This window comes from Bradyrhizobium sp. GW821-FHT13H05 (assembly GCF_058804065.1).
On the sequence record NZ_JBXAPO010000012.1, the window covers coordinates 154,864 to 180,460 of the forward strand.

General features: G+C 63.8%; 33 protein-coding genes. 18 read left to right on the forward strand and 15 right to left on the reverse strand.

The window, feature by feature from the left end; translation table 11 throughout:
- Window positions 1–51: 51 nt before the first annotated feature.
- From AC1RR3_RS29020 to AC1RR3_RS29030, 3 genes are all read right to left on the reverse strand, one after another.
- Window positions 52–750, reverse strand: a complete 699-nt coding sequence (locus tag AC1RR3_RS29020) for a glutathione S-transferase family protein (RefSeq protein WP_492827067.1) — start codon at window positions 748–750, stop codon at window positions 52–54.
- A 119-nt stretch (window positions 751–869) separates the two neighbouring features.
- On the reverse strand, window positions 870–1,100 hold the full coding sequence (locus AC1RR3_RS29025; RefSeq protein ID WP_492827069.1) for a hypothetical protein: 231 nt from the start codon (window positions 1,098–1,100) through the stop codon (window positions 870–872).
- On the reverse strand, window positions 1,097–1,876 hold the full coding sequence (locus tag AC1RR3_RS29030) for a TSUP family transporter (RefSeq protein WP_492827071.1): 780 nt from the start codon (window positions 1,874–1,876) through the stop codon (window positions 1,097–1,099). Before AC1RR3_RS29030 ends, AC1RR3_RS29025 begins: the two co-directional genes overlap by 4 nt.
- 313 nt (window positions 1,877–2,189) lie before the next feature.
- Here AC1RR3_RS29030 and AC1RR3_RS29035 point away from each other — a divergent pair, with 313 nt between their 5' ends.
- The 5 genes from AC1RR3_RS29035 to uvrB all read left to right on the forward strand — a co-directional run bounded on the left by AC1RR3_RS29035 (window position 2,190) and on the right by uvrB (window position 7,328).
- The gene (locus tag AC1RR3_RS29035; RefSeq protein WP_492827073.1) at window positions 2,190–3,107 is read left to right on the forward strand and encodes a LysR substrate-binding domain-containing protein; all 918 of its coding nucleotides are present in this window, start codon (window positions 2,190–2,192) and stop codon (window positions 3,105–3,107) included.
- A 148-nt stretch (window positions 3,108–3,255) separates the two neighbouring features.
- Window positions 3,256–3,483 (forward strand): hypothetical protein, encoded by a 228-nt coding sequence (locus AC1RR3_RS29040; RefSeq protein ID WP_008134447.1) that lies wholly within the window; start codon window positions 3,256–3,258, stop codon window positions 3,481–3,483.
- A 36-nt stretch (window positions 3,484–3,519) separates the two neighbouring features.
- Entirely contained in the window at window positions 3,520–3,750 is a 231-nt protein-coding gene (locus AC1RR3_RS29045) for a hypothetical protein (RefSeq protein ID WP_492827076.1), read from the forward strand.
- A gap of 34 nt (window positions 3,751–3,784) precedes the next feature.
- Window positions 3,785–4,291 carry an HAD family hydrolase gene (locus AC1RR3_RS29050; protein ID WP_492827078.1) on the forward strand — a complete coding sequence of 169 codons (507 nt, stop codon included), beginning with the start codon at window positions 3,785–3,787 and terminating at the stop codon, window positions 4,289–4,291.
- A gap of 121 nt (window positions 4,292–4,412) precedes the next feature.
- The gene (uvrB, locus tag AC1RR3_RS29055; RefSeq protein WP_492827080.1) at window positions 4,413–7,328 is read left to right on the forward strand and encodes an excinuclease ABC subunit UvrB; all 2,916 of its coding nucleotides are present in this window, start codon (window positions 4,413–4,415) and stop codon (window positions 7,326–7,328) included.
- A 5-nt stretch (window positions 7,329–7,333) separates the two neighbouring features.
- Here the strand turns inward: uvrB and AC1RR3_RS29060 are convergent, their stop codons facing one another.
- On the reverse strand, window positions 7,334–8,641 hold the full coding sequence (locus tag AC1RR3_RS29060) for a hypothetical protein (protein WP_492827082.1): 1,308 nt from the start codon (window positions 8,639–8,641) through the stop codon (window positions 7,334–7,336).
- 255 nt (window positions 8,642–8,896) lie between these two features.
- Between AC1RR3_RS29060 and AC1RR3_RS29065 the strand changes: the two genes are divergently transcribed.
- A complete protein-coding gene (locus AC1RR3_RS29065) occupies window positions 8,897–9,124 on the forward strand; it encodes a hypothetical protein (protein ID WP_492827084.1) in 228 nt (75 codons plus the stop codon).
- Window positions 9,125–9,202: 78 nt separating this feature from the next.
- Here the strand turns inward: AC1RR3_RS29065 and AC1RR3_RS29070 are convergent, their stop codons facing one another.
- From AC1RR3_RS29070 to AC1RR3_RS29080, 3 genes are all read right to left on the reverse strand, one after another.
- Window positions 9,203–9,565, reverse strand: coding sequence for a hypothetical protein (locus tag AC1RR3_RS29070; protein WP_492827086.1), 363 nt, complete (start codon window positions 9,563–9,565; stop codon window positions 9,203–9,205).
- Window positions 9,566–9,572: 7 nt separating this feature from the next.
- Window positions 9,573–9,959 (reverse strand): hypothetical protein, encoded by a 387-nt coding sequence (locus AC1RR3_RS29075; RefSeq protein ID WP_492827088.1) that lies wholly within the window; start codon window positions 9,957–9,959, stop codon window positions 9,573–9,575.
- Between the two features lie 328 nt (window positions 9,960–10,287).
- Window positions 10,288–10,524 (reverse strand): hypothetical protein, encoded by a 237-nt coding sequence (locus tag AC1RR3_RS29080; protein WP_492827090.1) that lies wholly within the window; start codon window positions 10,522–10,524, stop codon window positions 10,288–10,290.
- A 290-nt stretch (window positions 10,525–10,814) separates the two neighbouring features.
- On the opposite strand from AC1RR3_RS29080, the gene AC1RR3_RS29085 reads away from it, so the two are divergent.
- From AC1RR3_RS29085 to AC1RR3_RS29105, 5 genes are all read left to right on the forward strand, one after another.
- Window positions 10,815–11,267 carry a nuclear transport factor 2 family protein gene (locus AC1RR3_RS29085; RefSeq protein WP_492827092.1) on the forward strand — a complete coding sequence of 151 codons (453 nt, stop codon included), beginning with the start codon at window positions 10,815–10,817 and terminating at the stop codon, window positions 11,265–11,267.
- A 212-nt stretch (window positions 11,268–11,479) separates the two neighbouring features.
- A complete protein-coding gene (locus tag AC1RR3_RS29090; protein WP_492827094.1) occupies window positions 11,480–11,920 on the forward strand; it encodes a nuclear transport factor 2 family protein in 441 nt (146 codons plus the stop codon).
- A gap of 288 nt (window positions 11,921–12,208) precedes the next feature.
- Window positions 12,209–13,129, forward strand: a complete 921-nt coding sequence (locus AC1RR3_RS29095) for a hypothetical protein (protein ID WP_492827096.1) — start codon at window positions 12,209–12,211, stop codon at window positions 13,127–13,129.
- 355 nt (window positions 13,130–13,484) lie between these two features.
- On the forward strand, window positions 13,485–13,907 hold the full coding sequence (locus AC1RR3_RS29100; protein ID WP_492827098.1) for a hypothetical protein: 423 nt from the start codon (window positions 13,485–13,487) through the stop codon (window positions 13,905–13,907).
- A 358-nt stretch (window positions 13,908–14,265) separates the two neighbouring features.
- A complete protein-coding gene (locus AC1RR3_RS29105; protein ID WP_164987744.1) occupies window positions 14,266–14,403 on the forward strand; it encodes a hypothetical protein in 138 nt (45 codons plus the stop codon).
- A 41-nt stretch (window positions 14,404–14,444) separates the two neighbouring features.
- Here the strand turns inward: AC1RR3_RS29105 and AC1RR3_RS29110 are convergent, their stop codons facing one another.
- From AC1RR3_RS29110 to AC1RR3_RS29120, 3 genes are all read right to left on the reverse strand, one after another.
- On the reverse strand, window positions 14,445–14,591 hold the full coding sequence (locus tag AC1RR3_RS29110; protein ID WP_458163310.1) for a hypothetical protein: 147 nt from the start codon (window positions 14,589–14,591) through the stop codon (window positions 14,445–14,447).
- A 198-nt stretch (window positions 14,592–14,789) separates the two neighbouring features.
- Window positions 14,790–15,269, reverse strand: coding sequence for a MaoC family dehydratase (locus AC1RR3_RS29115; protein WP_492827101.1), 480 nt, complete (start codon window positions 15,267–15,269; stop codon window positions 14,790–14,792).
- A complete protein-coding gene (locus AC1RR3_RS29120; protein WP_492827103.1) occupies window positions 15,269–15,721 on the reverse strand; it encodes a MaoC family dehydratase in 453 nt (150 codons plus the stop codon). Before AC1RR3_RS29120 ends, AC1RR3_RS29115 begins: the two co-directional genes overlap by 1 nt.
- 151 nt (window positions 15,722–15,872) lie before the next feature.
- On the opposite strand from AC1RR3_RS29120, the gene AC1RR3_RS29125 reads away from it, so the two are divergent.
- Entirely contained in the window at window positions 15,873–16,169 is a 297-nt protein-coding gene (locus AC1RR3_RS29125; protein ID WP_008130310.1) for a DUF4282 domain-containing protein, read from the forward strand.
- Window positions 16,170–16,310: 141 nt separating this feature from the next.
- Here AC1RR3_RS29125 and ychF read toward each other — a convergent pair whose 3' ends face one another.
- The 4 genes from ychF to AC1RR3_RS29145 form a co-directional block, all read right to left on the reverse strand.
- The gene (gene ychF / locus AC1RR3_RS29130; protein WP_492827105.1) at window positions 16,311–17,408 is read right to left on the reverse strand and encodes a redox-regulated ATPase YchF; all 1,098 of its coding nucleotides are present in this window, start codon (window positions 17,406–17,408) and stop codon (window positions 16,311–16,313) included.
- 5 nt (window positions 17,409–17,413) lie between these two features.
- Window positions 17,414–18,019 carry an aminoacyl-tRNA hydrolase gene (gene pth, locus AC1RR3_RS29135; RefSeq protein ID WP_492827107.1) on the reverse strand — a complete coding sequence of 202 codons (606 nt, stop codon included), beginning with the start codon at window positions 18,017–18,019 and terminating at the stop codon, window positions 17,414–17,416.
- Window positions 18,020–18,077: 58 nt separating this feature from the next.
- A complete protein-coding gene (locus tag AC1RR3_RS29140) occupies window positions 18,078–18,794 on the reverse strand; it encodes a 50S ribosomal protein L25/general stress protein Ctc (protein ID WP_492827109.1) in 717 nt (238 codons plus the stop codon).
- A 162-nt stretch (window positions 18,795–18,956) separates the two neighbouring features.
- Window positions 18,957–19,208, reverse strand: a complete 252-nt coding sequence (locus tag AC1RR3_RS29145; protein WP_129267743.1) for an accessory factor UbiK family protein — start codon at window positions 19,206–19,208, stop codon at window positions 18,957–18,959.
- A 168-nt stretch (window positions 19,209–19,376) separates the two neighbouring features.
- Between AC1RR3_RS29145 and AC1RR3_RS29150 the strand changes: the two genes are divergently transcribed.
- The 4 genes from AC1RR3_RS29150 to pgeF all read left to right on the forward strand — a co-directional run bounded on the left by AC1RR3_RS29150 (window position 19,377) and on the right by pgeF (window position 23,063).
- Window positions 19,377–20,108: a dienelactone hydrolase family protein gene (locus AC1RR3_RS29150; protein ID WP_492827112.1), complete on the forward strand. Its 732-nt coding sequence runs from the start codon at window positions 19,377–19,379 to the stop codon at window positions 20,106–20,108.
- Window positions 20,109–20,310: 202 nt separating this feature from the next.
- Entirely contained in the window at window positions 20,311–21,159 is an 849-nt protein-coding gene (gene lgt / locus AC1RR3_RS29155) for a prolipoprotein diacylglyceryl transferase (RefSeq protein ID WP_492827114.1), read from the forward strand.
- Between the two features lie 21 nt (window positions 21,160–21,180).
- Window positions 21,181–22,299, forward strand: coding sequence for a class I SAM-dependent methyltransferase (locus AC1RR3_RS29160; protein WP_492827116.1), 1,119 nt, complete (start codon window positions 21,181–21,183; stop codon window positions 22,297–22,299).
- Window positions 22,296–23,063, forward strand: coding sequence for a peptidoglycan editing factor PgeF (gene pgeF, locus AC1RR3_RS29165; protein WP_492827118.1), 768 nt, complete (start codon window positions 22,296–22,298; stop codon window positions 23,061–23,063). Before AC1RR3_RS29160 ends, pgeF begins: the two co-directional genes overlap by 4 nt.
- A gap of 3 nt (window positions 23,064–23,066) precedes the next feature.
- Here the strand turns inward: pgeF and AC1RR3_RS29170 are convergent, their stop codons facing one another.
- Window positions 23,067–23,633: a hypothetical protein gene (locus AC1RR3_RS29170; RefSeq protein WP_492827120.1), complete on the reverse strand. Its 567-nt coding sequence runs from the start codon at window positions 23,631–23,633 to the stop codon at window positions 23,067–23,069.
- A gap of 92 nt (window positions 23,634–23,725) precedes the next feature.
- Here AC1RR3_RS29170 and AC1RR3_RS29175 point away from each other — a divergent pair, with 92 nt between their 5' ends.
- Entirely contained in the window at window positions 23,726–24,349 is a 624-nt protein-coding gene (locus AC1RR3_RS29175) for a hypothetical protein (protein ID WP_492827122.1), read from the forward strand.
- 194 nt (window positions 24,350–24,543) lie between these two features.
- On the forward strand, window positions 24,544–25,497 hold the full coding sequence (locus AC1RR3_RS29180; protein ID WP_492827124.1) for a ribose-phosphate pyrophosphokinase: 954 nt from the start codon (window positions 24,544–24,546) through the stop codon (window positions 25,495–25,497).
- Window positions 25,498–25,597 lie beyond the last annotated feature (100 nt).

The window sequence follows — 25,597 nt, forward strand, 5'->3', positions numbered from 1 at the left end:
GCGAGCGCCAGCCCCGGATTTCGCTTCGCTCCATCCGGGCTACGAAGAAAGCTACACCGCGTGCCCCGGCGATTTGCGCGCCATGCCATCGAACGCATCGAGCAGCTTTTCGCGCCACGCATAGACCGGATCATCTGCCTCCAGCAGCTTGAACGGGCTCGTCACGCGCGCCCATTGGAAGCCGCCGAACACGATGTAGTCGGCATAGTTCGGTGCGCTGCCGCCGATGAAGGGCTGCTTCTTCAAGGTTTGCCGCATCACTTCGAGCGATTTGCGGAACGCGACCACGCCGGTGTCGCGGCTCGCCATGATCTCTTCCAGGCTCTTGCCGCCAAAGCGCGCCTCGCGCGACTGGCGGAAATAGCTGGCATCGACCTCGGCGAGGTTTTTGGGGATGTCGGCGATGATGAGCGGAAAGATGCCGCCGACGATGGCGATGTCGCCCCAGGCGTTGATCATGCGCGCCATGGCGCGGCCGCCCTCGCCACCGAACAGCGACGGGCCATTCGGAAAATTGTCCTCGAGATAGGTCGCGATCGCCCAGGAATCGACCACGGGCTTGTCGTGATGCAGCAGCACGGGAACCTTCTCCGAGCCGTGCGGCGCGATCGCGCTCTTCTCGGTGAAGCGCCAGGGCAGCGATTCCGCCGAGAGCCCCTTATGCGCCAGCGCCATCCGCGTGCGCCAGCAAAACGGACTGAACGGGCGCGCAGCGTCGGTGCCGACGAGTTCGTAGAGTTTGAGTGACATGGCTGGCGTTCCGTCATTGCGAGGAGCGTAGCGACGAAGCAATCCAGACTGCCGCTGCGGGGACATTCTGGATTGCTTCGCTGGCGCTCGCAATGACGATGTGGAGGCGGACGTGCGTATCACCGCCCGTTCATGCGCAGCAGCCGTTCACCGTCCTGTGTCACCGCGATGACCAGCCCGACGCCCGCCAGCGTCTCACGCGCGACGTAGCCGCGATCGGCGGCGTCTTCCCAGATGGTGAGGCGCGGGCATGAGGTCTTCCAGGTCGCGATCACCTCAGCATAGGCGCGGGGCTCGCGTGCGACCCATTCGACGAAGTCCAGCACCAGCGGATCGGCATTACAGCTCATTGCAAACCTCCCTTGTCGAAGGCCGCCAGCACCGGAGTTCGAACCAGCAGCCAGCCTCCATAGGCAACGTAGTAGCAGGCGATGGTGGTAATCAGCTTGTTCGACCAGGCCACGAATTGCTGGTCGGTCATGGCCTCGAGGATGCGCCGCGCCAGCGTGGTGCCGAGCATCGAGGCGAGAATTGCGACGCCGGCGAGCACGGGATCGAGGCTCGCCGCCTGGTCGATGATGCCGCCGAAATAGACCAGCTTGGTAAAATGGCTGACGAGCTGGCACATCGCTTTGGTCGCAACCTTCTCGCGCCGGCCGAAATCGCCGCCGAGGAAGAAGGTGTCGAGCAGCGGGCCCGACACGCCGGTCATCAGCATCAGCCCCATGCAGATCGTTCCGTAGACGGTGCCCTGCCAGAGACGGTCGGGATCGGGCTTGATATTCGCAGGCAGCAGCCGCGCCATGAACGGCGTGATGCCAAGCAGCAGCAGCGCCATCGGCTTGTCAGGTACGTAGCGGGTGAGCGACCAGGCCGCGAGCGCGACGGCGGCGCCGACCATATAGTTCGCGACCGGCCGCCAGCGGATATGCGCCCGCCACAGCAACGCGCGCCAGCCGTTCGAGGCCATCTGCGTGATCGCGTGCAGCACCATCGCCGTCGGCAGCGGCATCAGGGCCAGCAGCACGCCGATCAGGATCAGCCCGCCCGCCATGCCGAACAGCCCCGACAGAAACGCGGTGCCGACCATCAGCAATCCAAGGGCAGCGATCATGATTGATGTCACGAGGGGATTCTCCAGTGGGCGAAGTAAGGGACGCAAACTGCCTGCACTCCCTCGCCCCGCTTGCGGGGAGAGGGTGGGGTGAGGGGGAGTCTCCACAAGGGAGCTAGCAGTGAGACTCGCGGAGAGTCCCCCTCACCCGGAATCCAAGCTTTGCTTGGATTCCGGCCTCTCCCCGCAGGCGGGGAGAGGCGAAGGGCACCGTCTCCGCTTCAGCAAATCAGCACGAATTACGCCGATATTTCTGCCTCGCTTGCCCTGCCTTCGCAAACTGAGTTATCTTAGCCTTGCATCAGCTTTCCTGAGGGTGGGTCATTTGCGGCGGCTGCTGTTTCTCAACGGCATCAAGGCATTCGAGGCGGCGGCGCGGACCGGCAGCTTTGCCGCGGCCGGGCTCGAGCTGAACGTGTCGGCGGCCGCCGTCAGCCGCATGGTGCATCTGCTGGAAGAGCGGCTCGGCGTCGCGCTGTTCGAGCGCAAGGCCAACAAGCTGGTGCTGACGCAGGCCGGCCGCGCCTATCAGAGCGGGCTGACGCCGATCTTCGATGCGCTGGCGAGCCTCACCGCGCAGGTGACGGCGCCCTCCAGCGTGCGCGTGCTCACCATCGGCGTTGGCCATACCTTTGCGATGCGCTGGCTGATCCCGCGGCTGTCGGAGTTTCGCAGCGAGGAGCCCGACATCGAGGTGCGCTTCACCACCGGCGGCGCCGAGGTCCCATTCGGCGAGGACTGGAGCTGCGGCATCAAGCTCGGCACCGGCGATTGGCCGGGTTTGGTGGCCGAGCCACTGTTCGCAGGCGACCTGACGCCGGTCTGCGTGCCCCGGCTCGCCAGCGGCCTGAAGCGGCCCGCCGACCTCAAAGGACCCGGCCTGATCCGCGTCACGCATTCGCCCGAGGACTGGCCGATCTGGCTGAAGGCCGCCGGCCTGTCGCGCATCAGCGCGCGCGGACCGGAGTTCCAGTTCTACGGCCAGGCGCTCCAGGCCGCCGCCGACGGGCTCGGCATCGGCATGGGCATCCGGCCCTATATCGACGACGACCTCGCCGCCGGCCGGCTGGTGGCGCCATTCGACCTCTCGGTGCCCAAGGGCATGCGCTGGTACCTGCTCTATCGCAGTTTTCAGACCGAGCAGCGCGACTTTGCCGCGTTCCGCCGCTGGATCATGCGCGCGGCCTCCGAGCCCGCGGCCCGCCCCGTCCGGCGGGCCGGCCGCACTGCCGCACGGAACTGAAATCCAGCGGTTCCGCGGGCAAAAAAGCCCGCCCCTTGTGAACCGCTTCACATCCCAAAATCCGCAAATGTGGTCCCCTGACCCTCCAACACGGCGTTCGAGCAAGACACTCGACCACGACACGCAAAACACACTCTGGGGACTACCAATGACGACCCTTTACGACGGCTTTGACATCGAATCCTTCGAAGCTGGCAAGGGGCTGTGGCATGCCCGTATCCGGCGCGCCGATCTCAGCCTGGTTGCCATCGACGGCGTGCTGTTTCCGGCCATGGAGGTCGGCTTTGCCTGGCCCGATCGCGACGCTGCAATCCGCGATGCCAAGCACCACATCGATCGCTTCCGCCGGCGCGCGGATGACAGCGACGACGAATAATCGAGCAGGGACGGCACGCAACAGGGGGAACCGGTCTTGTCAGTCATCGAATTCGAAGACGCATTACGGCCTCGGATTTACGACCGTACGGTGCTGTCGCAATGCCCGGAATGCGACGGCGATCTCACGGTGCTCCGCGTGATCGGCGGCCGTGCTGGATGTGAGTACTGGACCATGCGCTGCACCGATTGCGGCGGGATCCATCTCGACATTCTCAAGCCGCACCTCGCGGCTGAGGACGACGACGAACCGCCGCCGGCGGCGTAAGGCGGGCGAGCGAGCAAGCGCAGGAGGCATGACAATGATCAAGGCTCTGCTGCTTGACCTCGGCGACACGCTCTACGACACCGCCGCCAAAAAGCCGTACCCCGGGGTTGAAGACGCGCTCGCCAAGCTCAAGGCCTTGAAAGCGGCGGACCACAAGCCGCTGGTCATGTGCCTGGTCTCCGACTACACGATGCCGGAACCAAGAACCCCCGAGGCCATCGCGGCGACGTTCGCCGAATATCTCGGGGTGCTGGACGGGACCCATCTGCGGGGCTTGTTCGAGCCGGTCGACGAACGCGTGACGCTGTCGACCCATGCCGGGGTGAGGAAGCCCGCAGCCAAGGTCTTCAAGACCGCACTCGAACGCGCCAAGATCCACGGCACCCTGCGTGACACACTCTTCATCACGGAGAACGCCGAGCATATCAGGGTGTGCCGGGACGAGCTTCACATGAAGACCCTGCAATTCGGCGTCGACTTCACCTCCTGGTCGGACGCACCCAAGCTGATCTCGAAAAAGCTCGGGGCAGCCGGCCACTAGCGGCCGAACGAGCCGCCACCCGCGGCGTGATCCTGCCCTGCTGCCAACCTGCTGTCAGCAGCGTGAGCACGGACGTACCTTCGCCCTTTTCTGAGGGGCGGACTCGCCCCATATTCGGGGCATGGCGAAGAAACCTGCATCCTCCGAAAAATCCGGCAAATCTTCCAAAACCAAGGCCCCGAACTCGAAGGCGCACAGGCCTGACGTGCAGCCGATCGGGCCGGCGCTGGCCGAGCTGCTCAATCCCGCAATCAATCGCGGCGATGCCGGGCTTGGATCGGGCACCGGGCTGCAACCGCCGCCGGACAATTCGCGCGACCGCCGCGCCGGGGGCGAGGCCGCCGCGCATCGGGCGCGGGCTTCGACGCCGAAGGACTTCCCCAGTGACCGCCCGGCGGGACTGGACGAGGCGCCGCAGGCCAATTACGGCACCGCCGCCACGATTCCGACGCTCGATCCGGAACTGGCGCGGCAGCTCGGTTTTCCCACCGAGGAGGACGACGCCGAGGCGCTGGCGCGTCCCCCGCGCAACAAGATGGAGGCGCTCGGCGTCAAGGCGACCGCCGACGCGCTGGAATCGTTGATCCGCGAGGGCCGTCCCGAGTTCCGCAAGGACGACGGCTCCACCAAGGTGTGGACCCCGCACCGGCCGCCGCGCCCCGAAAAGTCCGAAGGCGGCGTGCGCTTCGAGATCAAGTCGGCCTACGAGCCGCGCGGCGATCAGCCGACCGCAATCGCCGAGCTGGTCGAGGGCATCAACCGCAACGACCGCAGCCAGGTGCTGCTCGGTGTCACCGGTTCCGGCAAGACCTACACCATGGCCAAGGTGATCGAGGCAACGCAGCGGCCGGCCATCATCCTGGCGCCGAACAAGACGCTCGCCGCCCAGCTCTATGGCGAGTTCAAGAGCTTTTTTCCGGACAACGCCGTCGAATATTTCGTCAGCTATTACGACTATTATCAGCCGGAAGCCTACGTTCCGCGCACCGACACCTATATCGAGAAGGACTCGTCCATCAACGAGCAGATCGACCGCATGCGCCATTCGGCAACGCGTGCGCTGCTCGAACGCGACGACGTCATCATCGTCGCCTCGGTGTCCTGCATCTACGGTATCGGCTCGGTCGAGACCTACACCGCGATGACGTTCGCGCTGAAGAAGGGCGAGCGCATCGACCAGCGCCAGCTCATCGCCGACCTCGTCGCGCTCCAGTACAAGCGGACGCAAGCCGATTTCACCCGCGGCACTTTCCGGGTCAGAGGCGACGTCATCGACATCTTCCCGGCGCACTATGAAGACCGCGCCTGGCGCGTGAATCTGTTCGGCGACACCATCGAGACCATCGAGGAATTCGATCCGCTCACCGGCCACAAGCAGGACGAGCTCGAATTCATCAAGATGTACGCCAACTCGCACTATGTGACACCGCGCCCGACGCTGGTGCAGGCGATCAAGTCGATCAAATCCGAATTGAAGATGCGGCTCGACCAGCTCCACAACCAGGGACGCCTGCTGGAAGCGCAGCGGCTGGAGCAGCGCACCACCTTCGATCTCGAGATGATGGAGGCGACGGGAAGCTGCGCCGGCATCGAGAACTATTCGCGCTATCTCACCGGGCGCCTGCCCGGCGAGCCACCGCCGACGCTGTTCGAATACGTCCCCGACAACGCGCTGGTGTTCGCCGACGAAAGCCACGTCACCGTCCCGCAAATCGGCGCCATGTTCAAAGGCGACTTCCGCCGCAAGGCGACGCTTGCCGAATACGGCTTCCGCCTGCCCTCCTGCATGGACAACCGCCCCTTGCGCTTCGAGGAGTGGGACATGATGCGGCCGCAGACGGTCGCGGTGTCGGCGACGCCGAGCGGCTGGGAGCTGAGCGAGAGCGGCGGCGTGTTCGTCGAGCAGGTCATCCGCCCCACGGGCCTGATCGACCCGCCCGTCAACATCCGCCCTGCCCGCACGCAGGTCGACGATCTCGTCGGCGAGGTCCGCGCCACAGCCCAAGCCGGCTATCGCTCGCTGATCACGGTGCTGACCAAGCGGATGGCGGAGGACCTGACCGAATATCTGCATGAGCAGGGCATTCGCGTGCGCTACATGCACAGCGATATCGACACCATCGAGCGCATCGAGATCATCCGCGACCTCCGCCTCGGTGCCTTCGACGCGCTGGTCGGCATCAATCTCTTGCGCGAAGGCCTCGACATTCCCGAATGCGCGCTGGTCGCGATTTTGGATGCCGACAAGGAAGGCTTTTTGCGCAGTGAAACGTCCTTGATTCAGACCATCGGCCGCGCCGCGCGTAACGTCGACGGCAAGGTGATCCTCTATGCCGACCAGATGACGGGCTCGATGGAGCGCGCCATCGCCGAGACCAACCGCCGCCGCGAAAAGCAGGTCGAGTACAACACCGCCAACGGCATCACCCCGGAGAGCGTGAAGAAGCAGATCGGCGACATCCTCAACTCCGTCTACGAGCGCGACCACGTGCTGGTCGAGGTCGGCGGCCACGACATGACCGACGACGTCATCTCGATCGGCCACAATTTCGAAGCCGTGCTCGCCGATCTGGAAACGCGGATGCGCGAGGCCGCCGCCGATCTGAACTTCGAGGAGGCCGCCCGCCTCCGCGACGAAGTCAAGCGCCTGCGCGCCACCGAGCTCGCGGTGGTCGATGACCCCACCGCAAAACAGCGCACCGTGCAGGGCAAGGCCGGCGCCTACGCCGGAGCGAAGAAGTACGGCGATGCCGCGAACCTGCCGGTCAGCGCCATGAAGAAGAAAACCGTGAGCTCCGCGCTGAAGGCCAGCGGCGGCGGCAGTGGATCGAAAGTCCACAAGCCGCATCTCGACGAGATGCACGGGCCGGAATCGCTGCCCTACCGCGAGAAGCAAACGCTGCCCGCAAAGCCGTTCGGCAGCACGAGCCGGATCATCCAGCCGACGGATTCAAGGCAATCGGGACCGGAGTTCGGGCCGGCGCCGAAGTCGACGGGTGGGATGCCGGGGCGGCGGGGTGGGTGGAAGAAGAGGTAGGGAGCTTAGGCGTTCAAACAGAGAACAAGATAGTTTGCCATCCAATCCCACATCGCCCGCAAATGGTCGGGCGACGGCGCGAAGTTTGGAGAATGGACATACCGATTGAGTGTGTCGGCTGAGAGAAGCTGATCACGTTGTGGGAATTTGCTAAGTAGCTCTAAGTACTTGTCGTCAATTTTCCCGTGAAATTTCAAATCCTGCGCAACTTTCAACACTCGTTTTGCAATGCTATCATTGTGAGCAATCGTCGCTAACTTGGTTTGCTCGATGTAGTTTTCAGTTGCGAGTTCGACCAGTACGCGAAATAGCACCGAAATCGCATTGGGGTGATCACTTAAGTTCAAATGAAACTGCAGCTCCTCCCATATTGCTCTATGTCTCTGAATTCTTCCGGCCCAAGCGATAGCGTAGGTTGTATTTGGTATTAGAGTTCTTCTGGTCTGCGGTTTGGTAAGACGCGCGGGACGGGCCAGTGCTGGCTTTGCAGAAGACGGAGGCTCCTGCTTCAATGCCAGCGAATTTGCCGCCGTTGGCAAGATCCCCTCTTGCTCCAATTGGTCCAAGTATGCCCGCTTCCCATCAATGTCCCAAATGTCTCCCAGCACTTTATTTCGACTTGCGAAATCCTCCGCTATGCGCCGGAGCGCTCGAAGCACTATTGGCTCGTCATGCGTAAATTCAAATCTACCCTTCGCACTGGTGAATCCCACTCGGTTGCGGAATGCTTCTCCGGAAAGTAGTCTGTTTAGGTTCGACCTCGGAATCTTTTTGCGGGGCAGCATGCCGGCCTCAGAGAGCCGCTTTTCAACTTCGTCGGCTATATTCAAGCCTCCGCCCATACCGGTACGATTTATGAAGTTCGACTTCATCCGATCGTCCCACGTAGATTGACCTACGCCGGACTGGCTCCCCGTATGACGACGGAAAAGAATGTCATCAATTCGATCCCGGTCGGTTTCGATTTGGCATTCGATTGCAGAGGGAAATTCACTTTGCCACTTGGATCGCTGCGTTTCGAAAAACTCTTGCAGTTCGGTCGTTGGCGCTCTTCTCGGTTTCTCCAATAACTTCAAGCAAGTCATTCGACGGTTGCCGTCGAATAAAATGAATTGCCCTCTGTCATCAGGAAAAACTAACGGCGGCTCAAAGACCTGACCATTGACAACTATGTCCTTCGTCAGATTTCGCATATGTTGCTCAAAGTTATTGAACAACCACGCTATGGCGGCAGTCTCATTCTCAAGCTCGCCGTGGCGATCGTTGGCTCGATTTATCACAAGCGAATCGAGCGACAGAGTTTTGTAGCTCATTGTCCAGCCTCCCCTTAGGAAGCATAGACCGGAACCCTCTGATAGTTGTAGCTTTTCGTGCATCCACCTTAGGTATTAGGCTGTCGACCGTTCGTCACTTGCTGCATTGCAACGCCTTGGGTGATTGGAGGATTTGAAATGGTTCACCAGCCGGATATTTGGACAGGAGACGTGCGGCGTGTTTTGTATCGGCGACTAGTCCAACTGTTTGGGACCAGCGAAACGTGGGAGAAGACCTCCTCACCAGGAAAAGGAATGGACAGTAAGTTCACTCTCTTTTGCGAGGATTTTGCGAAAGCTGTTGGCGCGAAATCTGGCGGCGCTGTGAAACAGCAAATACGGTTTGCTTTACCCGAAACTAGCCGCGGAAGTAATTGGGACAGGCACGCACAAACGGCCATCTTGAACAAGGCGGCTGCGCTTGAAATGGGCTTCATCGAAGATAGACAATTACCGGATCTACGGGCCCTCGGTCGATCTTAGTAGCGCCGGAGGGCAAGTTTTGCGACGTCGTTACCTCTCAAGTGCGTGTTTGATAGTTGTCGATCAACCTCAGCTCACTCATCCCGCGATCGTCGCCAGCAGCGACAGCAGCAGCACGGACGCCATGAGTTGCACCGACGTCGCGGGCTTGGCACGCCAGCGGGCGATCTTTTCGGAGAGGGACAGGTTCGCGTCGAAGAACTGGGCTTCGTAGCCGCTCTTGAGTCTCGGAAATGCCGTGCCGACCGAGACGACGAAGACGCTGTAGAAGATCGACGCCAGCGCGATGGTGAGCACGTGGCTGCTTCCGGGGGAGTCGCTCAGCAGCTTCACCATCAGCGAGGCCGCGGCGAAGATCGGGAAGCCTTGAAGGATTGCGGTCAGCGCAAAACCTTCGAGCCAGTTGAGCGGGCCGGGTTTCGACGCGGTGATGAAGGGCATGATGCAATCACCCCACGCTCGCCGTCACCACCGCCATCACCGACAGCAGCAGCACGATGGTCACGAGCTGGAGCGAGGCGACCGGCTGGGTGCGCCAGGCGGTGACCTTGTCGGCGAGCGACAGATGGGCCTCGAAGAACTTTGGCTCGTAGACGGTCTTGAACAAATGCGGGAAGCTCGGCCCGAAGGTCACAGCCAACATCGCGTGGGCGAGCGAGGCGATGGCGACGAAGATGGCGACACCGGGATCGCCGGCGAGGTCGTGGTTGCCCGCGAGCTTGAGCAGAAAGGCGGCGGCGGCGAAAGTCGGGAAGCTCTGCAGCGTCGCGGTCAGCGCGAGGCCTTCGATCGCGTTGTGCAGGCGGGACTTTCTTGCGGCGGCGATGGCGGCCATGGCACGTCTCCCTGATGACATGCCGGTGACGTTAGCCGCGATGCCGGAGGGGTGATGTGAGATGGGTCACGCGGTGCCCTTCACCTCGCCCCGCCTGCGGGGAGAGGTCGAAATTCGCGCTGAAAGCGGGAATTTCGGGTGAGGGGGACTCTCCGCGAATCCGACTGCTACCGTCCCCGGGGAGACTCCCCCTCACCCCAACCCTCTCAGCGCGAGCGAAGCTCGTCGCGCCCCCGCATCCGCCTTCGCCAAGGCTACGGCGGACAAGAGCGGGGCGAGGGAGCGGACCGCCGATGCGGCAGCGGGATCGCACTATTCGGAGCGACGGCTACAACTTCCCCTGCCCGTTCACCTGGCTCTGCTGTTGCTGCTGCTTTTCCTGCTCCTTGGCGTGATGTCGGCCGTAGAGACAGCCGGCGGCGGCGCCGAGGACGCCGTGATGGCCGGCATAGTGACCGGCGACGCCGCCGACGACGGCGCCCTTGATGCAGCCCTTGGCGTTGGCGGCGGAGGCTGCGCCGAGCATGAGAAGCGCGGCAGCGACAGTGAGAAGCGGGGATTTCATGGGTCGATGTCTCCGGATGCGATGTCCTGATATCAACGAGCGCAGGCGGGTCCGGGTTCCCTGCGCCAGACACGGCAAGACGCGCCGGCCAACAGGCACGCGGCATCATTGCACGACGCGACGACCGCTCGAATTCTTGCATGCGAACCGACGCGCAACCCGGACTTGCATCCCATGAACCAGACATTGCATTCGGGCGTCATACCCTCACCCTGTGTTTTTGCGGATTGATGGACCCGCGAACCGCACGATAGCGTTTGCAATCCGCGGCCAACGAGGGCGGGAGCAGCATGACGGTTGAATCGCTGAACAGGCAACGCGTGCTGCATCTGCTCGACGCCTTTGCGCGCGGCGACATCGAGGCCGCGCTGTCGTGCTGCACCGACGACGTCGACTTCCTCACCCATGCGCCGATCGACGTGCTGCCGCACATGGTGCCGCGGCATGGCAAGCAAGAGCTGCGCGAGCTCTGGCAGACGGTGTGGTCGCGCTATTCTGAAGTCCGCTACAAGGCGCCGCACATCCTCGCCGACGGCGACGAGGTCGCGACCTACCTGCACACCCATTTCAAGAAGCGCAGCAACGACCGCGTCGTGCAATTCGACATCGCCGTGTTCTACAGCTTTCGCGGCGGGCTGGTGGCACAGATCCGCGAGATCATCGATTCCTACGACCTGGTGCAACAGGTGCTGGAGCGCGAGATCGGGCCGCTGATTGTGGGGGCAGGGGTGGACGGGGTGTAGGGGAACCGGAACCGCCGGTCCGGGACCGGGAGATTACGGGGTTCTATTGTAAATCTCACAAAGCGCGGTCAATTGTGCATTGCGAAAACGTGAATTGCGTTTTGGCCGAAATCCGGTATTTGTTCGTATACTAATGAATTGGCAACCCGTTGCGCGTACTGTGCGTGGGGTTGTTTTTCGTTTTTTGCAAGCCAGCGTCAGGACTGCCCAAAATGACAGAGCACAGCCTCTGGCGTTTCTCGCGCGCATTGCACCGCGCGATCAACGACCGGCATTTCGAGGACATCGAGGCCCTGATCGACGAGGACGTCGAATGGGCGCTCTACGGCCCGATCGACATGTTTCCGTTCCTCGGCGCGCGCCAGGGCAAGGATGCCGTGCTCGACGTCATCCATCAGCTCGCCGACAATTTTAGGGTTCGCCGCTTCGACCGCGAGAGCATCATGCTGGGCGTCGATTCCGCCGCCTCGATGCTGCGCTATTCGCTGACGGCGCTGGATTCCAACAAGCCGATTTCCCTGCGGGTCGCCCAGTTCGCCCAGTTCAGGGCGGGCAAGCTGATCAGCATGCGCGTGCTGATCGACAGCTTCGACCTGGTCGAGCAGGCACTCGGCCGCGCCATTCATCTGCCAAAGATGACCAGCGTCGGCTGAGGGGGACACCAACGGGCCCCGCTTTCGGGACCGATGACGATGCGTGGCGCGACGTCCTGGCCTCCAGCCCCGCCGGATGCCGTCGTGCCGGAAGCCCGTCATCGGGCGCGCGCCTTTCGCGCGGCCCGTTGGTTCGCTGCTCTTGATCTCATCGGGGTTCGGAGCGAGCCGCCACAATTTCGCAACGATAGATCACCATGTATTGAGCGGACCGAATGGCGCATGGTCATCACCAAAAGCCGCTTTATATTGGCGGCTCGGATGCGTCAGGGCTCGCGGGCAAGGGCAATGGAATTCACGACAGGTTTTGGCTGGACCAGGCTGCCGGTGCTGGCGGCGGCGTTCATTCTGGGCTCGGTTCTGACGGTTTCAGCGCAGATCATTCCGCCCTTTTCCCCCGGCCCGTCCGCAGCGCCCGACGACGAGGAGGCCGAGACGGCAGAGGCCCCCAACGTCAACGACCCCGATGTGATGAAGGGCATCGACGTCGACAAGCTCGACTGGAGCCAGCTCGCCATCGACGCCGGCACGCTCAACGACATCATCGCCGCCAAGAAGCGGGCGCAGGCCGCGGCCAATGACGGAATGAACTGGTCGTCGAATACCAACACCAACGGCTCCTCGGCGGTGACGGTGAAGCAGTCGGTGTCCTCGTTCTGGGACGCCCGGATCGGCGCCGACATGACGGTGGCAAGCGAGCCGCGGACGATGTCCGAGCTGCTGGCGCAGAAGGCCACCAATGGCGGCAGCCTGCCGCAATCCTCCGGCAGCGCCTGGGCCGCCGCAACCGCGCCGGGCGCGGGGGTGATCTGGGACAAGACCGCGGTCGAAGCCCGCGTCGATCCCGGCGCCGAGCAGAGCAAGCTCGGGGCGTCGCTGACCAAGTCGGTGCCGCTGTCGGGCGACACGTCGCTGACGCTCCAGAACGGCTACAGCGTCAACCAGCAGGGCACCACCGCCGTCCCCGGCGTCGGCGGTCACGTCACGCGCAATTACGAGACCGACCAGTCCGCCAAGGTCACCCTCACCGACACCGGCACCAGCATCACCGCCGGCCAGACCATGTCGACCACCGACGACAAATGGCTGCGCAAGTTCGGCGCCGAGCAGAAGCTGTTCGACAACGTCACCGTCTCCGGCTCGGTCGGCGAGACCTCGCAGGGCGCGGTCAACAAGAGCGTGACGGCGGGATTCAAGAAGAGCTGGTGAGTTCTTCGCCTCTCCCCGCTTGCGGGGAGAGGCCGGAATTTGCGACAGCAAATTCCGGGTGAGGGGGAGCCTCCGCGAATCCAACTGTCACCGTCCCCGCGGAGACTCCCCCTCACCCCACCCTCTCCCCGCAAGCGGGGCGAGGGAGTCGAGCACCGGCAGAGCCGCACGTTCGCTTCATCTCAACGGCGTTCACACTCTCCTAACCACGCCATGGCAAAGCCCCCGAATGGTCCGCCCTTGCCGCATCTCGGCCAAGTTGCGGTCAAAATCGGACGTCCAGATGCTACGGCCTTACAGATGTCGTCGTGCGGGGGACACTCGCGCTGCGCTCAACGCGAACAGGGGAACACCGATGAACGCCATGCGTCCGGAAAAGATCGAAGCCACCGAGACCGAGACGGTCGACACCAACCTCGCCGCGGTCACCGAGGTCGAAGCCGGCATCCGTGACTTCGTCCGCAACGACATCGCCTATCTGCGCCGCCCGGCGGCAACCACCACCGACGCGCCGCCGCTCGACCCGAGCGCGGAAGCCACCGTCAACAACGTCAACTCGCTGATCCAGCGCGTCGCCGGCACCTCGCTCGCCGAGATCGAGAATCTGATCTCCGAGCTCGAGAGCCTGCGCGACCTGCTTCATGCCGAAGGCCAGCGCGTCCAGCGCGAGATCTCCGGCTACGCCCAGCTCAGCCAGGCTGCGATGAAGTCGACCCGCATGATCTCCGACAACGTCGCCCAGTGGAAGCGCGCCGCCGACGGCCTGCGCAACAGCTGATCGCTCGTACCAAGCATCACCGAACCGCCGCGTTCCGAAAGGGGCGCGGCGGTTTTGATTCGTGGGTGTTATGGAGGCACACACGCGCCTCACGACAGCTGTCATCACCCGCGAAGGCGGGTGATCCAGTATTCCAGAGACAGCAATGATCGAGCCGAGAGGCCGCGGCGCACTGGATGCCCCGCCTGCGGGGCATGACAGCGGAACATGTGGCGCGATGGGTCCTGGCTCAGCGCAGCAGCGCTAAGGCGCTGCAGCGCGTCCGGGATACGAGAGTATCCCTTTGAACCCTCCGCCCATCCCCGGCGACCAATGCCAAGCGCCCGTCGGTGTTACGCGGGCTCAGGGGACATTTCAGATGGAAAGCATTCGGCCCGACACCACGGACCCGATACCGATGCGGCCGGCGCCGAACCAGTTCGGCACGATCATGCTGCGCTTTGTCGGATTGCTGGCGGTTGCGATCGCGGTGCTGGCGTTCGTCTATAGCCGCTGAGGGCGGAGGCCGCTTCGCAGCCCCGCAGAGTTAACGAACCGTTACCGGGCCGCGTCGATGCTCGAGGCTTCCAAGGTGTAGGCACCGTCGGCATAGCCCTTCACCACCATACCGGCGACCAGCATGACGGCCAGCGTCGCGGTAGCGAAGATAAATCCAACCAGCTTGAGTGCGCCGCGGTCTGCCATGGTCCTCGTCCCCTGTACTCTGCCCAATTCGTTTCAATTAGACAGCGACAGGTTCATAATTGGTTAGCAACTCGATGGTTCCGCCAATTGCTTCGCGGATAACCATGCTGAGCAGGCTTATGGCAGCCACCCGGAATCGCGTCCATAGCGCGCGGGCAACACTCGCGCGTCTTTTCAGCCGTTCATCTTGGAACAGATCTAACCCTTCGCGCGCGTCGGCACGAAGGCTGAGGCGGTGATGGAGTACACCTCCTCACCGCGCTGGTTGGTGCCGGTGGTGCGGGCCGTCAAAATGCCCCAGCCGGGGCGCGAGGCGGAGGTGCGCTTGTCGATGACTTCGTTGACATAGGCGACAGTATCGCCGGCGAGCACCGGCCTGATCCAGCGCAGATCGCGGAAGCCCGGCGACGGCCCCCACACCGCGACCTCCTCGCCGCGCGCTGCGGCCTCACGCGCCAGACGCTGGCCGTCGGCGACAAGCAGGCTCATGCAGGCCGAGCCGACATGCCAGCCCGAGGCCGCGAGGCCGCCGAACAGCGAGTTCTTGCCCTCCTCCTCGTCGAGGTGAAAGCGCTGCGGATCGAATTTTTGGGCGAATGTCTTGATCGACTCCGCCGTGAACTTATAGGCGCCGATCTCGCGGCGATGGCCGATCGCGATGTCCTCGAAGAACCGCATCAGACCGCCCCCTCGCGCCGCTTGATCAGGATCGGCGAGGTCATCTCGCACAGCGCCTGTCCCGTCGCGTTGCGCACGGTGCATTTGAACTTGACGATGCCGAGCTCAGGCCGGCTCTTCGAGGCGCGCGCCTCCAGCACATCGACATCGAGCATGAGGTCGTCACCCGGCCTGAGCGGCGACAACCAGCGCACCTCGTCGACGCCGGGAGACCCCAGCGACGCGGCGCGGATAATGAAACCGTCGGCCATCATCCGCATCATCAGCGAGCAGAGGTGCCAGCCCGAGCCGGACAGGCCGCGCAGCATGCTCTTCGCTGCCGCCTCCTCGTCGAGGTGCATCGGTTGCGGATCGAACTCGGCGGCAAAGGCCAAAATCTCGTCGCGGGTGACATGGCGCGGGCCGAACGTTCCGAACCGGCCGGGCGGGAAATCTTCGAAGGTCAGGGTCATCTTTGATTTGCTTGCGGAAATGAACAGATTGTGGCCGCACTTTGCGGCAATCTCAACCCGCCGGCCCGCATGGCTCGTGCTACATTCGACGCGGCTTTGGTTTGAGTCGGGCTAACCGAGGACCGAAGCCGGATTTGCCCTGGGGAGAGCAATGTTTTCATTCAGCGACCTGTTCCAGTGGGACCGCTTCATCACGCCGACGATCATCAAGACCTTCTACTGGCTGGTGATCGCGCTGATCTGCCTGTTCGGCCTCTCCGGCATCTTCTCAGGTCTGGCTGCGATGGCGATCAGCCCGTTCGGCGGCTTCCTGGTGCTGCTGTCGTCGATCGCCAGCGTCGTGGTCGGCATCGTGTTCTCGCGTATCGTCGCGGAACTGATCCTGATCATCTTCCGCATCAACGAGCATCTCGGCGCGATCCGGGATCAGGGCGGCGGGATGCGGTAGCTCTCGTGTCCCGGACGCGGTGCGGCACGCAGTGACGCGCCGCAGAGCCGGGACCCATGCATCCGCAAACAAGACTCCTGGGCCCCGGCTCTGCAGCGCACCGCAAGAGCGCTGCGCTGCGTCCGGGGCACGAGCTTCAGCTTACGTATTAAACCGGAAATGCATCACGTCGCCGTCGGCGACGACGTATTCCTTGCCTTCGAGGCGGAGCTTGCCGGCATCGCGGGCGCCGGCTTCGCCGTTCAGCGCGACGTAATCCTCATACGCAATGGTCTCAGCGCGGATGAAGCCTTTCTCGAAATCGGTGTGGATCACACCGGCCGCGCCCGGCGCCTTGGTGCCGCGATAGATGGTCCAGGCGCGCGCTTCCTTCGGGCCCACCGTGAAATAGGTGATGAGATCGAGCAGCGTGTAGCCGGCGCGGATCAGGCGATCGAGGCCGGCTTCTTCGAGACCCAGCGTCTCCAGGAAGTCGGCACGCTCCTCGCGTGAAATGGTCGCGATCTCTGATTCGATCTTGGCGGAGATGACGACGGCGACAGCGCCTTCCTTGGCAGCCTGCTCCTGCACCGCCTTGGAAAACGAATTGCCCGTGGCGGCCGAGCCTTCCTCGACGTTGCAGACATAGAGCACGGGCTTCGACGACAACAGGCCGAGCATGCCAAAGGCGCGCTCTTCTTCCGCCTTGCGTTCGACGAGGCGCGCGGGCTTGCCTTCGCGCAGCAGCACCAGCGTGCGGTTGACAAGGTCGAGCTGCTCCTTGGCGTCCTTGTCGTTGCCCTTGGCCTTCTTGGTGAGGTTGTCGACGCGCTTCTCGAGGCTGTCGAGGTCGGCGAGCATCAGCTCGGTCTCGATGGTCTCGATGTCGGCGAGCGGGGCGATCTTGCCCTCGACATGGGTGATGTCGGAATCTTCAAAGCAGCGTACGACATGCGCGATGGCGTCGACCTCGCGGATGTTGGCGAGGAACTGGTTGCCGAGGCCTTCGCCCTTGGAGGCGCCACGCACGAGGCCGGCGATGTCGACGAAGGTCAGCCGGGTCGGAATGATCTGGCCCGATTTGGCGATCGCCGCAAGCTTGTCGAGCCGCGGATCCGGGACCGCCACCTCGCCGACGTTCGGCTCGATGGTACAGAACGGATAGTTCGCGGCCTGCGCCGCGGCCGTCTCGGTCAGCGCATTGAACAAGGTCGACTTGCCGACATTGGGCAATCCGACAATCCCGCATTTGAATCCCACGAGCGCTATTCCTTGCCGTTGTCGTCCTTGGTCAAAAATCCCTTCGCCTGCATGGCGAGATGCACCCTGTTGGCGAAGGTCGCGTCCGTGCCCTTGGCAACCAATGCCGCGTGCTCGGCAACGGCCTCGCACAGCGTCGCCACCCAGTCGTTGTCGGCCTTGGCGAAGTCCGACAGCACGTGGCCGTGCACCAGTTCCTTGACGCCGGGATGACCGATGCCGAGCCTGACACGGCGGTAGTCGTTGCCGATATGCGCCGAGATCGAGCGCAGACCGTTGTGGCCGGCGATGCCGCCGCCGATCTTCACCCGCACCTTGCCCGGCGGTAGCTCAAGCTCGTCGTGGAACACCGTGGTGTCGCCCGGGGCGATCTTGAAGAAGCTTGCGGCTTCCTGAACGCTGCGGCCGGACTCGTTCATGTAGGTCGTGGGCTTGAGCAGGATCACGCGCTCGGTGCCGAGCGTGCCTTCCGAGGTCTCGCCCTGAAAACGACGGCGCCATGGTGCGAAACCATGACGCCGCGCAATCTCGTCGACGGCCATGAAGCCGATATTGTGCCGGTTACGTGCATATTTCGCGCCGGGATTGCCGAGCCCAACAAAGAGTCGCATGACGCGGCGCGCCCCTCGCTCGGCGCGCGATCAGAGACCGCGCGCCAGCCTTGAGAGATTACTTCTTCTTGTCGCCACCGGCGGGAGCCTTGGCAGCCGCGGCAGGTGCAGCAGCACCTGCAGCCGGAGCCGCAGCACCAGCTGCCGGAGCAGCCGCAGCAGCGCCCGGAGCAGCCGCCGCAGCCGCGGCCTTCTGCTCTTCAGCGTAGCCGGACGGCGGCACGATGGTGACGAGGGTCGCGTCCTCGCGGGTCAGCGCCTTCACGCCGGCCGGCAGCTTGATGTCGGCCAGATGCAGGGAGTGACCGATTTCGAGCGAGCCGACGTCGGCCTCGATGAATTGCGGGATGCTCTCGACGCCGCATTCGAGCTCGATCGCGTGCGCGACGATGTTAACGGCGCCGCCGCGCTTCACGCCCGGAGAGGCTTCCGACTTCACGACGTGCAAGGGAACGCTGATGCGGATGGTGGCGCCTTCGCCGAGCCGCATGAAGTCGACGTGGATCGGGAAGTCCTTGACCGGATCGAGGTGGTAGTCGCGCGGAATCACGCGGTGCTTCTTGCCATCGAGGTCGATGTCGACCAGCGTGGTCAGGAACCGGCCGGCGAGGATGCGCTGGCGCAGTTCGCGATCATCAACCGAGATCGGGAGCGGGGGCTGCTTGTTGCCATAGATCACTCCGGGCACTTTCCCGGCGCGACGCTCAGCCCGGGCGGCCCCCTTGCCGCTCTTCGGACGTGCGGTCGCCTTCAATTCCTTGACGGTCGTCGCCATAGTTTAAGTCCTTGTTTTTGCAAAAGTTAATGGGCCGCAGCGCGGCCCATGGCATAGTTCGCAGCAAGCCTCCAGGGGTGCGGGGGCCACGAACTTGGCGGGCTTTTACCCGGAAGACGCGGAAATGACAAGGAGAATGGGCTGGCCGGGAGGGCAAGTGCCCTACCCGCCGAGCTTGGCCTCCAGCGCCGCAATGCGCGCCTTCAGGGCCTCGTTCTCCTCGCGCGCCAGGCGGGCCATGTCCTTGACCGCCTCGAACTCCTCGCGCTTGACCAGGTCCATGTCGCGCAGGAATTTTTCTGCCTGGGTGCGCAGCACCGTATCGACCTCGCGCTTGACGCCCTGGGCGGCACCGGCGGCGTCGTTCATCAGGCGGCCGATCTCGTCGAAAAACCGGTTGTTGGTCTGGGTCATGTCGGTCTCCTGGCGGCCTTGCGATAAACTCTGCGCGAACGCGCAAAAAGACAATGGCAATCCGGACCGAACGGTTCAAGGGCTGAGCGGCGGTATCCTTGTCATGCCCCGGTTTCCTTGCAATCGTATTCAACGTCCCTGCATAAAAAGAATCACAAGGCGCACCAGATGATCGACCAGCAGATCGCGGTCCCGACCAAGGACGGCCACACCGCAACCTTCATCTCCTATCCCGAGCGTGGCGGGCCGTTTCCGGTCGTCCTGTTCTACATGGACGCACCTGCAATCCGCGAAGAGCTGCGCGATATGGCGCGCCGGCTCGCGACCTCGGGCTATTACGTGATGCTGCCGAACCTCTACTACCGTTCCGGCGTGATGGAGCTCGGCGCGCTGCCGGCCGATCCGAACGCGCCCGAGCGCAAGCGCATGTTCGCGCTGATGGGCTCGCTCACCATTCCCATGATCATGGACGACACGCGTGCGCTGCTCACCTATGCCGAGGGCCAGGCGGCTGCAAACACCAGGATTATCGGCACCGTCGGCTACTGCATGAGCGGCCGCTACGCCGTCAACGCCGCCACGCACTTCCCCGACCGCGTCAAGGCCGCCGCCTCGATCTACGGCACGCAGCTCGCGACCGACCAGGACGACAGCCCGCATCTCGCAGCAGCCAAGACCAAGGCCGAACTCTATTTCGCCTGCGCCGAGACCGACATCTACGCGCCCGCGGAGATCATCGAGAAGGTCAAGCAGGGCATGAGCGGCGCGAAGGCCGAGGTCGAGATCTATCCCGACACGCATCACGGCTTCGCCTTCCCCAAGCGCCCGGTCTACGACCGCGCCGCCGCCGAGCGGCATTGGGAGCGGCTGCTGGCGCTCTATCGCCGCAATCTCGTGTGAGCAGTATGGACCAACGCATCCGCGAACTCGGTGCACCTCTCCCGCTTGCGGGAGAGGTCGCGCTGAAGGCGCGGGTGAGGGCTTTCTCCTCTTGGGGGCTCTCGCCTGCGGAAGCACCCTCTCCCCACCGCTCCCCCGCAGGCGGGGGAGGGAGCGCACTTCCGGCGTGTCCGCGAACGACATTCACCACTAAGAAGGCCTGATGCTTTTCCTTCTCATCGACTTTCCCGCCTTCAAGCCGATCGCCATCGAGATCGGTCCGTTCGCGATCCGCTGGTATGCGCTCGCCTATATCAGCGGCATCGTGTTCGGCTGGCTCTATGCGCGCTCGCTCCTGAAGAAGGAGCGGCTGTGGGGCGGCCCTGCGCCGATGTCGCTGGTGCAGATCGACGACTTCATCCTGTGGGTGACGCTCGGCATCATCCTGGGTGGCCGCACCGGCTATGTGCTGTTCTACAATCTGCCCTTCTTCATCGATCATCCCAGCGCGATCTTCAAACTGTGGGAGGGCGGCATGTCCTTTCATGGCGGCTTCCTCGGCTGCGTGGTCGCGGTGATGTGGTTTGCCTATCGTAGCGGCATCTCGATCCTGTCGCTCGGCGACATCACCACCGCTGTCGCTCCCGTAGGGCTGCTGCTTGGGCGCATCGCCAATTTCATCAACGGCGAATTGTGGGGCCGCGCCACCGATCCGGAACTGCCCTGGGCGATGATCTTCCCCAATGACCTCACGCAGCTGCCGCGCCATCCGAGCCAGCTCTATGAGGCCGGCATGGAGGGCATCCTGCTGTTCACCGTGCTCGCGCTCATGATCCGCTTCGGCGCGCTGAAGCGGCCCGGTATGATCCTCGGCGCCTTCATCCTGATCTACGGCCTGACCCGCATCATCGGCGAGCATTTCCGCGAGCCGGACCCGCAACTCAAATTCCTCTGGGGCGACTGGTTAACCATGGGCATGCTGTTGTCGATCCCGATGCTTATTGTCGGCCTCATACTTATTGTATTGGCAGTCAGGCGCGGAGCGCCGAAGCCCGCAAAGGCCATTCGTTAATTCCTTTTGAGAAGACAGATCGTGACCGAACAGCCGCTACTCAACGAGATCAAGGCGCTGATCAAATCCTCGGGCCCCATGCCGGTCGGGCGGTACATGGAGCTGTGCCTGATGCATCCGCGCTACGGCTATTACGTCTCGCGCGATCCGCTCGGGCGTGAGGGCGACTTCACCACCGCGCCCGAGGTCAGCCAGATGTTCGGCGAGCTGCTCGGACTGTGGACCGCCTCGGTGTGGAAGCAGATGGGCTCGCCGCAGTTCCTGCGGCTGATCGAGCTCGGCCCCGGCCGCGGCACCATGATGGCGGATGCGCTACGCGCGTTGCGCGTTCTGCCGCCGCTCTACCAGGCGCTCCAGATCCACCTGGTCGAGGTCAATCCGGTGCTGCGCGAGCGGCAGAATGCGACGCTGTCGGGCGTGCGCAACATCGCCTGGCACGACAGCATCGACGACGTGCCGGAAGGACCGAGCATCATCCTCGCCAACGAATATTTCGACGTGCTGCCGATCCACCAGATGGTGAAGCGCGAGAACGGCTGGCACGAGCGCGTGATCGAGATCGATCCCAACGGCAAGCTCGAATTCGGCGCGGCCGCCGAGCCGACGCCGCGCTTCGACGTGCTGCTGCCGCCGCTGGTGCGCGCAGCGCCGGTCGGCGCGGTATTCGAATGGCGGCCGGACAGCGAGATCATGAAGCTCGCCACGCGCGTGCGCGACCAGGACGGCGCGGCGCTGATCATCGATTACGGCCATCTGCGCAGCGATGCCGGTGACACCTTTCAGGCCATCGCGCGCCACACCTTCACCGATCCCTTGAAGGCGCCGGGCCAGGCCGATGTCACCGCCCATGTCGACTTCCAGGCGCTCGCGCGTGCGGCCGAAGATGTCGGCGCGCGTGTGCATGGTCCGGTGACGCAGGGCGATTTCCTCAAGCGGGTCGGCATCGACACCCGCGCGGCCGCCCTGATGCAGAAGGCAACGCCTGAGGTCGCCACCGACATTTCCGTGGCGCTGAAGCGCCTGACCGATACCGGGCGCAGCGGCATGGGCTCGATGTTCAAGGTGCTCGGCATCTCCGAGCCGCGGCTAGCAGGGCTCGCCGGCCTCAGCGATCTCGAACGGACTGGAGAGGGTTCATGACGCTTGCTTCATCGCTGCTCTCGGCGGTACCCGGCCTGCGCCATGCTTTCTTCACCCGCGAGGGCGGCGTCTCAGGCGGCATCTATGCCGCGCTGAACGGCGGGCTCGGCTCCAACGACGATCAGGCCCTCGTCGCGGAGAACCGCCGCCGCATGGCCGAGCATGTCGGCGTCGCACCAGAACGGTTTCTCAGCCTGCACCAGATCCATTCGCCCGACGTGCTCGTCGCCGAGACGCCGTGGCCGAGCAGCCCGCGGCCGAAAGGTGATGCGCTGGTGACGAACACGCCCGGCATCGCGCTCGGCGTCTCCGCCGCCGATTGCGGCCCGGTGCTGTTCGTCGATCCCAACGCGCGCGTGATCGGCGGCGCCCATGCCGGCTGGAAAGGCGCGCTCACGGGCGTGCTGGAGTCGACGATTTCGGCGATGGAAAAGCTCGGCGCCACGCGCGGCGGCATCATCGCCGCGATCGGCCCGCTGATCCGGCAGGACAGCTACGAGGTCGGCAACGAGTTCGTGGCGCGCTTCATCGAGGCGGACGCGGACAACGCGATGTTCTTCATCCCGTCGGTGCGCGAGGGCCACGCCATGTTCGACCTCGCCGGCTTCATCCGCAAGCGCCTGGAGGCCGCCGGCATCCTGATGATCGACGACCTCGGCCTCGACACCTACGCCGACGAACGCTTCTTCAGCTACCGCCGCTCGGTGCACCGCAAGGAGCCGGATTACGGCCGGCACGTTCACGCGATTGCGCTGGAGGGGTGAACCTCAGTCGCTACACTTCTCAAACGGCGGCGTTTGCTGTGTCGTGCGGTGCCATTCCGTTGGCATCGTATCGTAGGCCTTGGCCGGCGGAGGTGGTGGAGGAGGACGCACGTAAAAACCTTCCTCGACGTCAAACTTCTTTCTATCGTCTCGGTGTGCAGAAAAAGTTCGATATCTGTCGCCGACCTTGAGCAGAACGATCTCCCACACTTCACCGGGCTGACGCCACCACACGATCGGCAGGCTGGGTGGGGGATCTTGAACCGATAGGAATTTGATCTTGTCGTCGGCAATTCGTGTCGCCGAATGGATCGTGCTGATGAATGTCCTCATCTGCCCGTACGTGCGGTTCGTGAGGTTGATGGTCGGCGGACCTGACGGCGGTACAATGTAGGTCAATCGAGCGCCGCACGAGTCCTGATCGCAAGCCTTCCTCGGATCCTTTTGACAATCGACCGACCATGTGCCGACAAGTCCGAACGAGCGAATGACGTCGGCCGCACTCTCCTCGGCGGCGGCCGGCCACGCAGCCAGGCATGCAACGATGACGCCGAATGCAGCCCCCCTCACCAACCGCCCCCTTGCGCGCGGACTCTGTCAGTTAAGCCCTGTGGCCCGCCTGCCCTAGACGTTAAGCGATTTTAACGATATCGCAAGGCGCAATGAGGGAAGCGTCAACTCACCTGCTCCAAACCGGGACAATCGTGCGCGCCGCAATCGCCGCCGCATCGATCGTGATCGCCTGCGCGCTGGGCGGCTGCGCCGGCGGCGGTGGCGCCGCTAACTCCTATGCGATGGCGCCGAGCGCCGGCAGTGGGACGACGGTGACCTTCGAATCGATCGACGGGCCGCCGCCGCAGGTGTTCGACCGCATGGTCGGCGTGCTCGACAGCGAATCCAAGCTGCGCAGCCTGTCCGTGGTCTCCCGCGAGGGGACGGCTGCCTATCGCGTGCGCAGTTACCTCTCCGCCCAAATCGTGCGCGGCAGGACCGTGATCGCCTGGGTCTGGGACGTCTACGACGCCAACCAGCAGCGGGCGCTGCGCCTCTCCGGCGAGGAACCGACCTCGGCCAAGGGCGGCCGCGATGCCTGGGCGGCCGCCGACGACCTCGTGCTGCGGAAGATCGCCCAGGCCGGATTCAGCGGACTTTCCAACATGATCAACGGCACCCCGGATGCGCCGGGCACTGCTCCGGCCCTGCGGGGACCGGCGGTGGCGAGCGTGATCCCGGACGTCCCGGTGCCCGCGATGCCGGCCTCCGCGCTCGGCTATGCCGAGCGATAACCCCCGCTAAACCACGGGCTCAAGTTGCAGCCAAGCCGTTGGCCTGACTCAGGATTTTCAAAGGGAAAACGTAGCATCCCGGGTTGCCATTGCGGCCCCCGGCCTGATATTTCCTCGCCCGTCGTAACCGTGCTGCCAGTGGGTATTCTCTGATGTTGAACGTCGTATCCAGCAAAGCGCGGGAGGAAGCGTCCATGTCGGCCAAGAACGGCTCCATCAAGCTCGTCGCCGGCAACTCCAATCCGGCTCTCGCCCAGGCCATCGCGCAGGGCCTGGACATGCCGCTGACCAAGGCGGTGGTCCGGCGCTTCGCCGACATGGAGATCTTCGTCGAGGTCCAGGAGAACATTCGCGGCTCGGATGCCTTCATCATCCAGTCGACCTCGTTTCCGGCGAATGACAATCTGATGGAGCTGCTGATCATCACCGACGCGCTGCGCCGCTCCTCGGCACGCCGCATTACCGCGGTGATCCCCTATTTCGGCTATGCTAGGCAGGACCGCCGCTCCGGCTCGCGCACGCCGATCTCGGCCAAGCTGGTCGCCAATCTGATCACCCATGCCGGCGTCGACCGCGTCATGACGCTCGACCTGCACGCCGGCCAGATCCAGGGCTTTTTCGATATCCCGACTGACAATCTGTTCGCTGCCCCTGTGATGGTTCGCGACATCCGCGAACGTTTCGACCTCGACAAGGTGATGGTGGTCTCGCCCGACGTCGGCGGCGTGGCCCGCGCCCGCGGCCTCGCCAAGCGCATCAACACCCCGCTCGCGATCGTCGACAAGCGCCGCGAACGCGCCGGCGAATCCGAGGTCATGAACGTGATCGGCGACGTTTCCGGCTACAGCTGTATCCTGGTCGACGATATCGTGGACTCCGGCGGCACGCTGGTGAACGCCGCCGACGCGCTGATCGCCAAGGGCGCCAAGGACGTCTACGCCTACATCACCCACGGCGTGCTCTCCGGCGGCGCGGCCGCCCGCATCTCGGGCTCCAGGCTGAAGGAGCTTGTGATCACCGACTCGATCATGCCGACGGACGCGGTGAGCAAGGCGCCGAACATCCGCACCCTGCCGATCGCCAGCCTGATCTCGGACGCCATCGCGCGCACCGCCGCGGAAGAGTCGGTGTCGAGCCTGTTCGACTAGTTTCCGATTCCGGAAGGTCTCGTAGGGTGGGCAATGGCGCACAGCGCCGTGCCCACCTTTTTTGTTTGTACTGAAGATGGTGGGCACGCCCACCTACGGG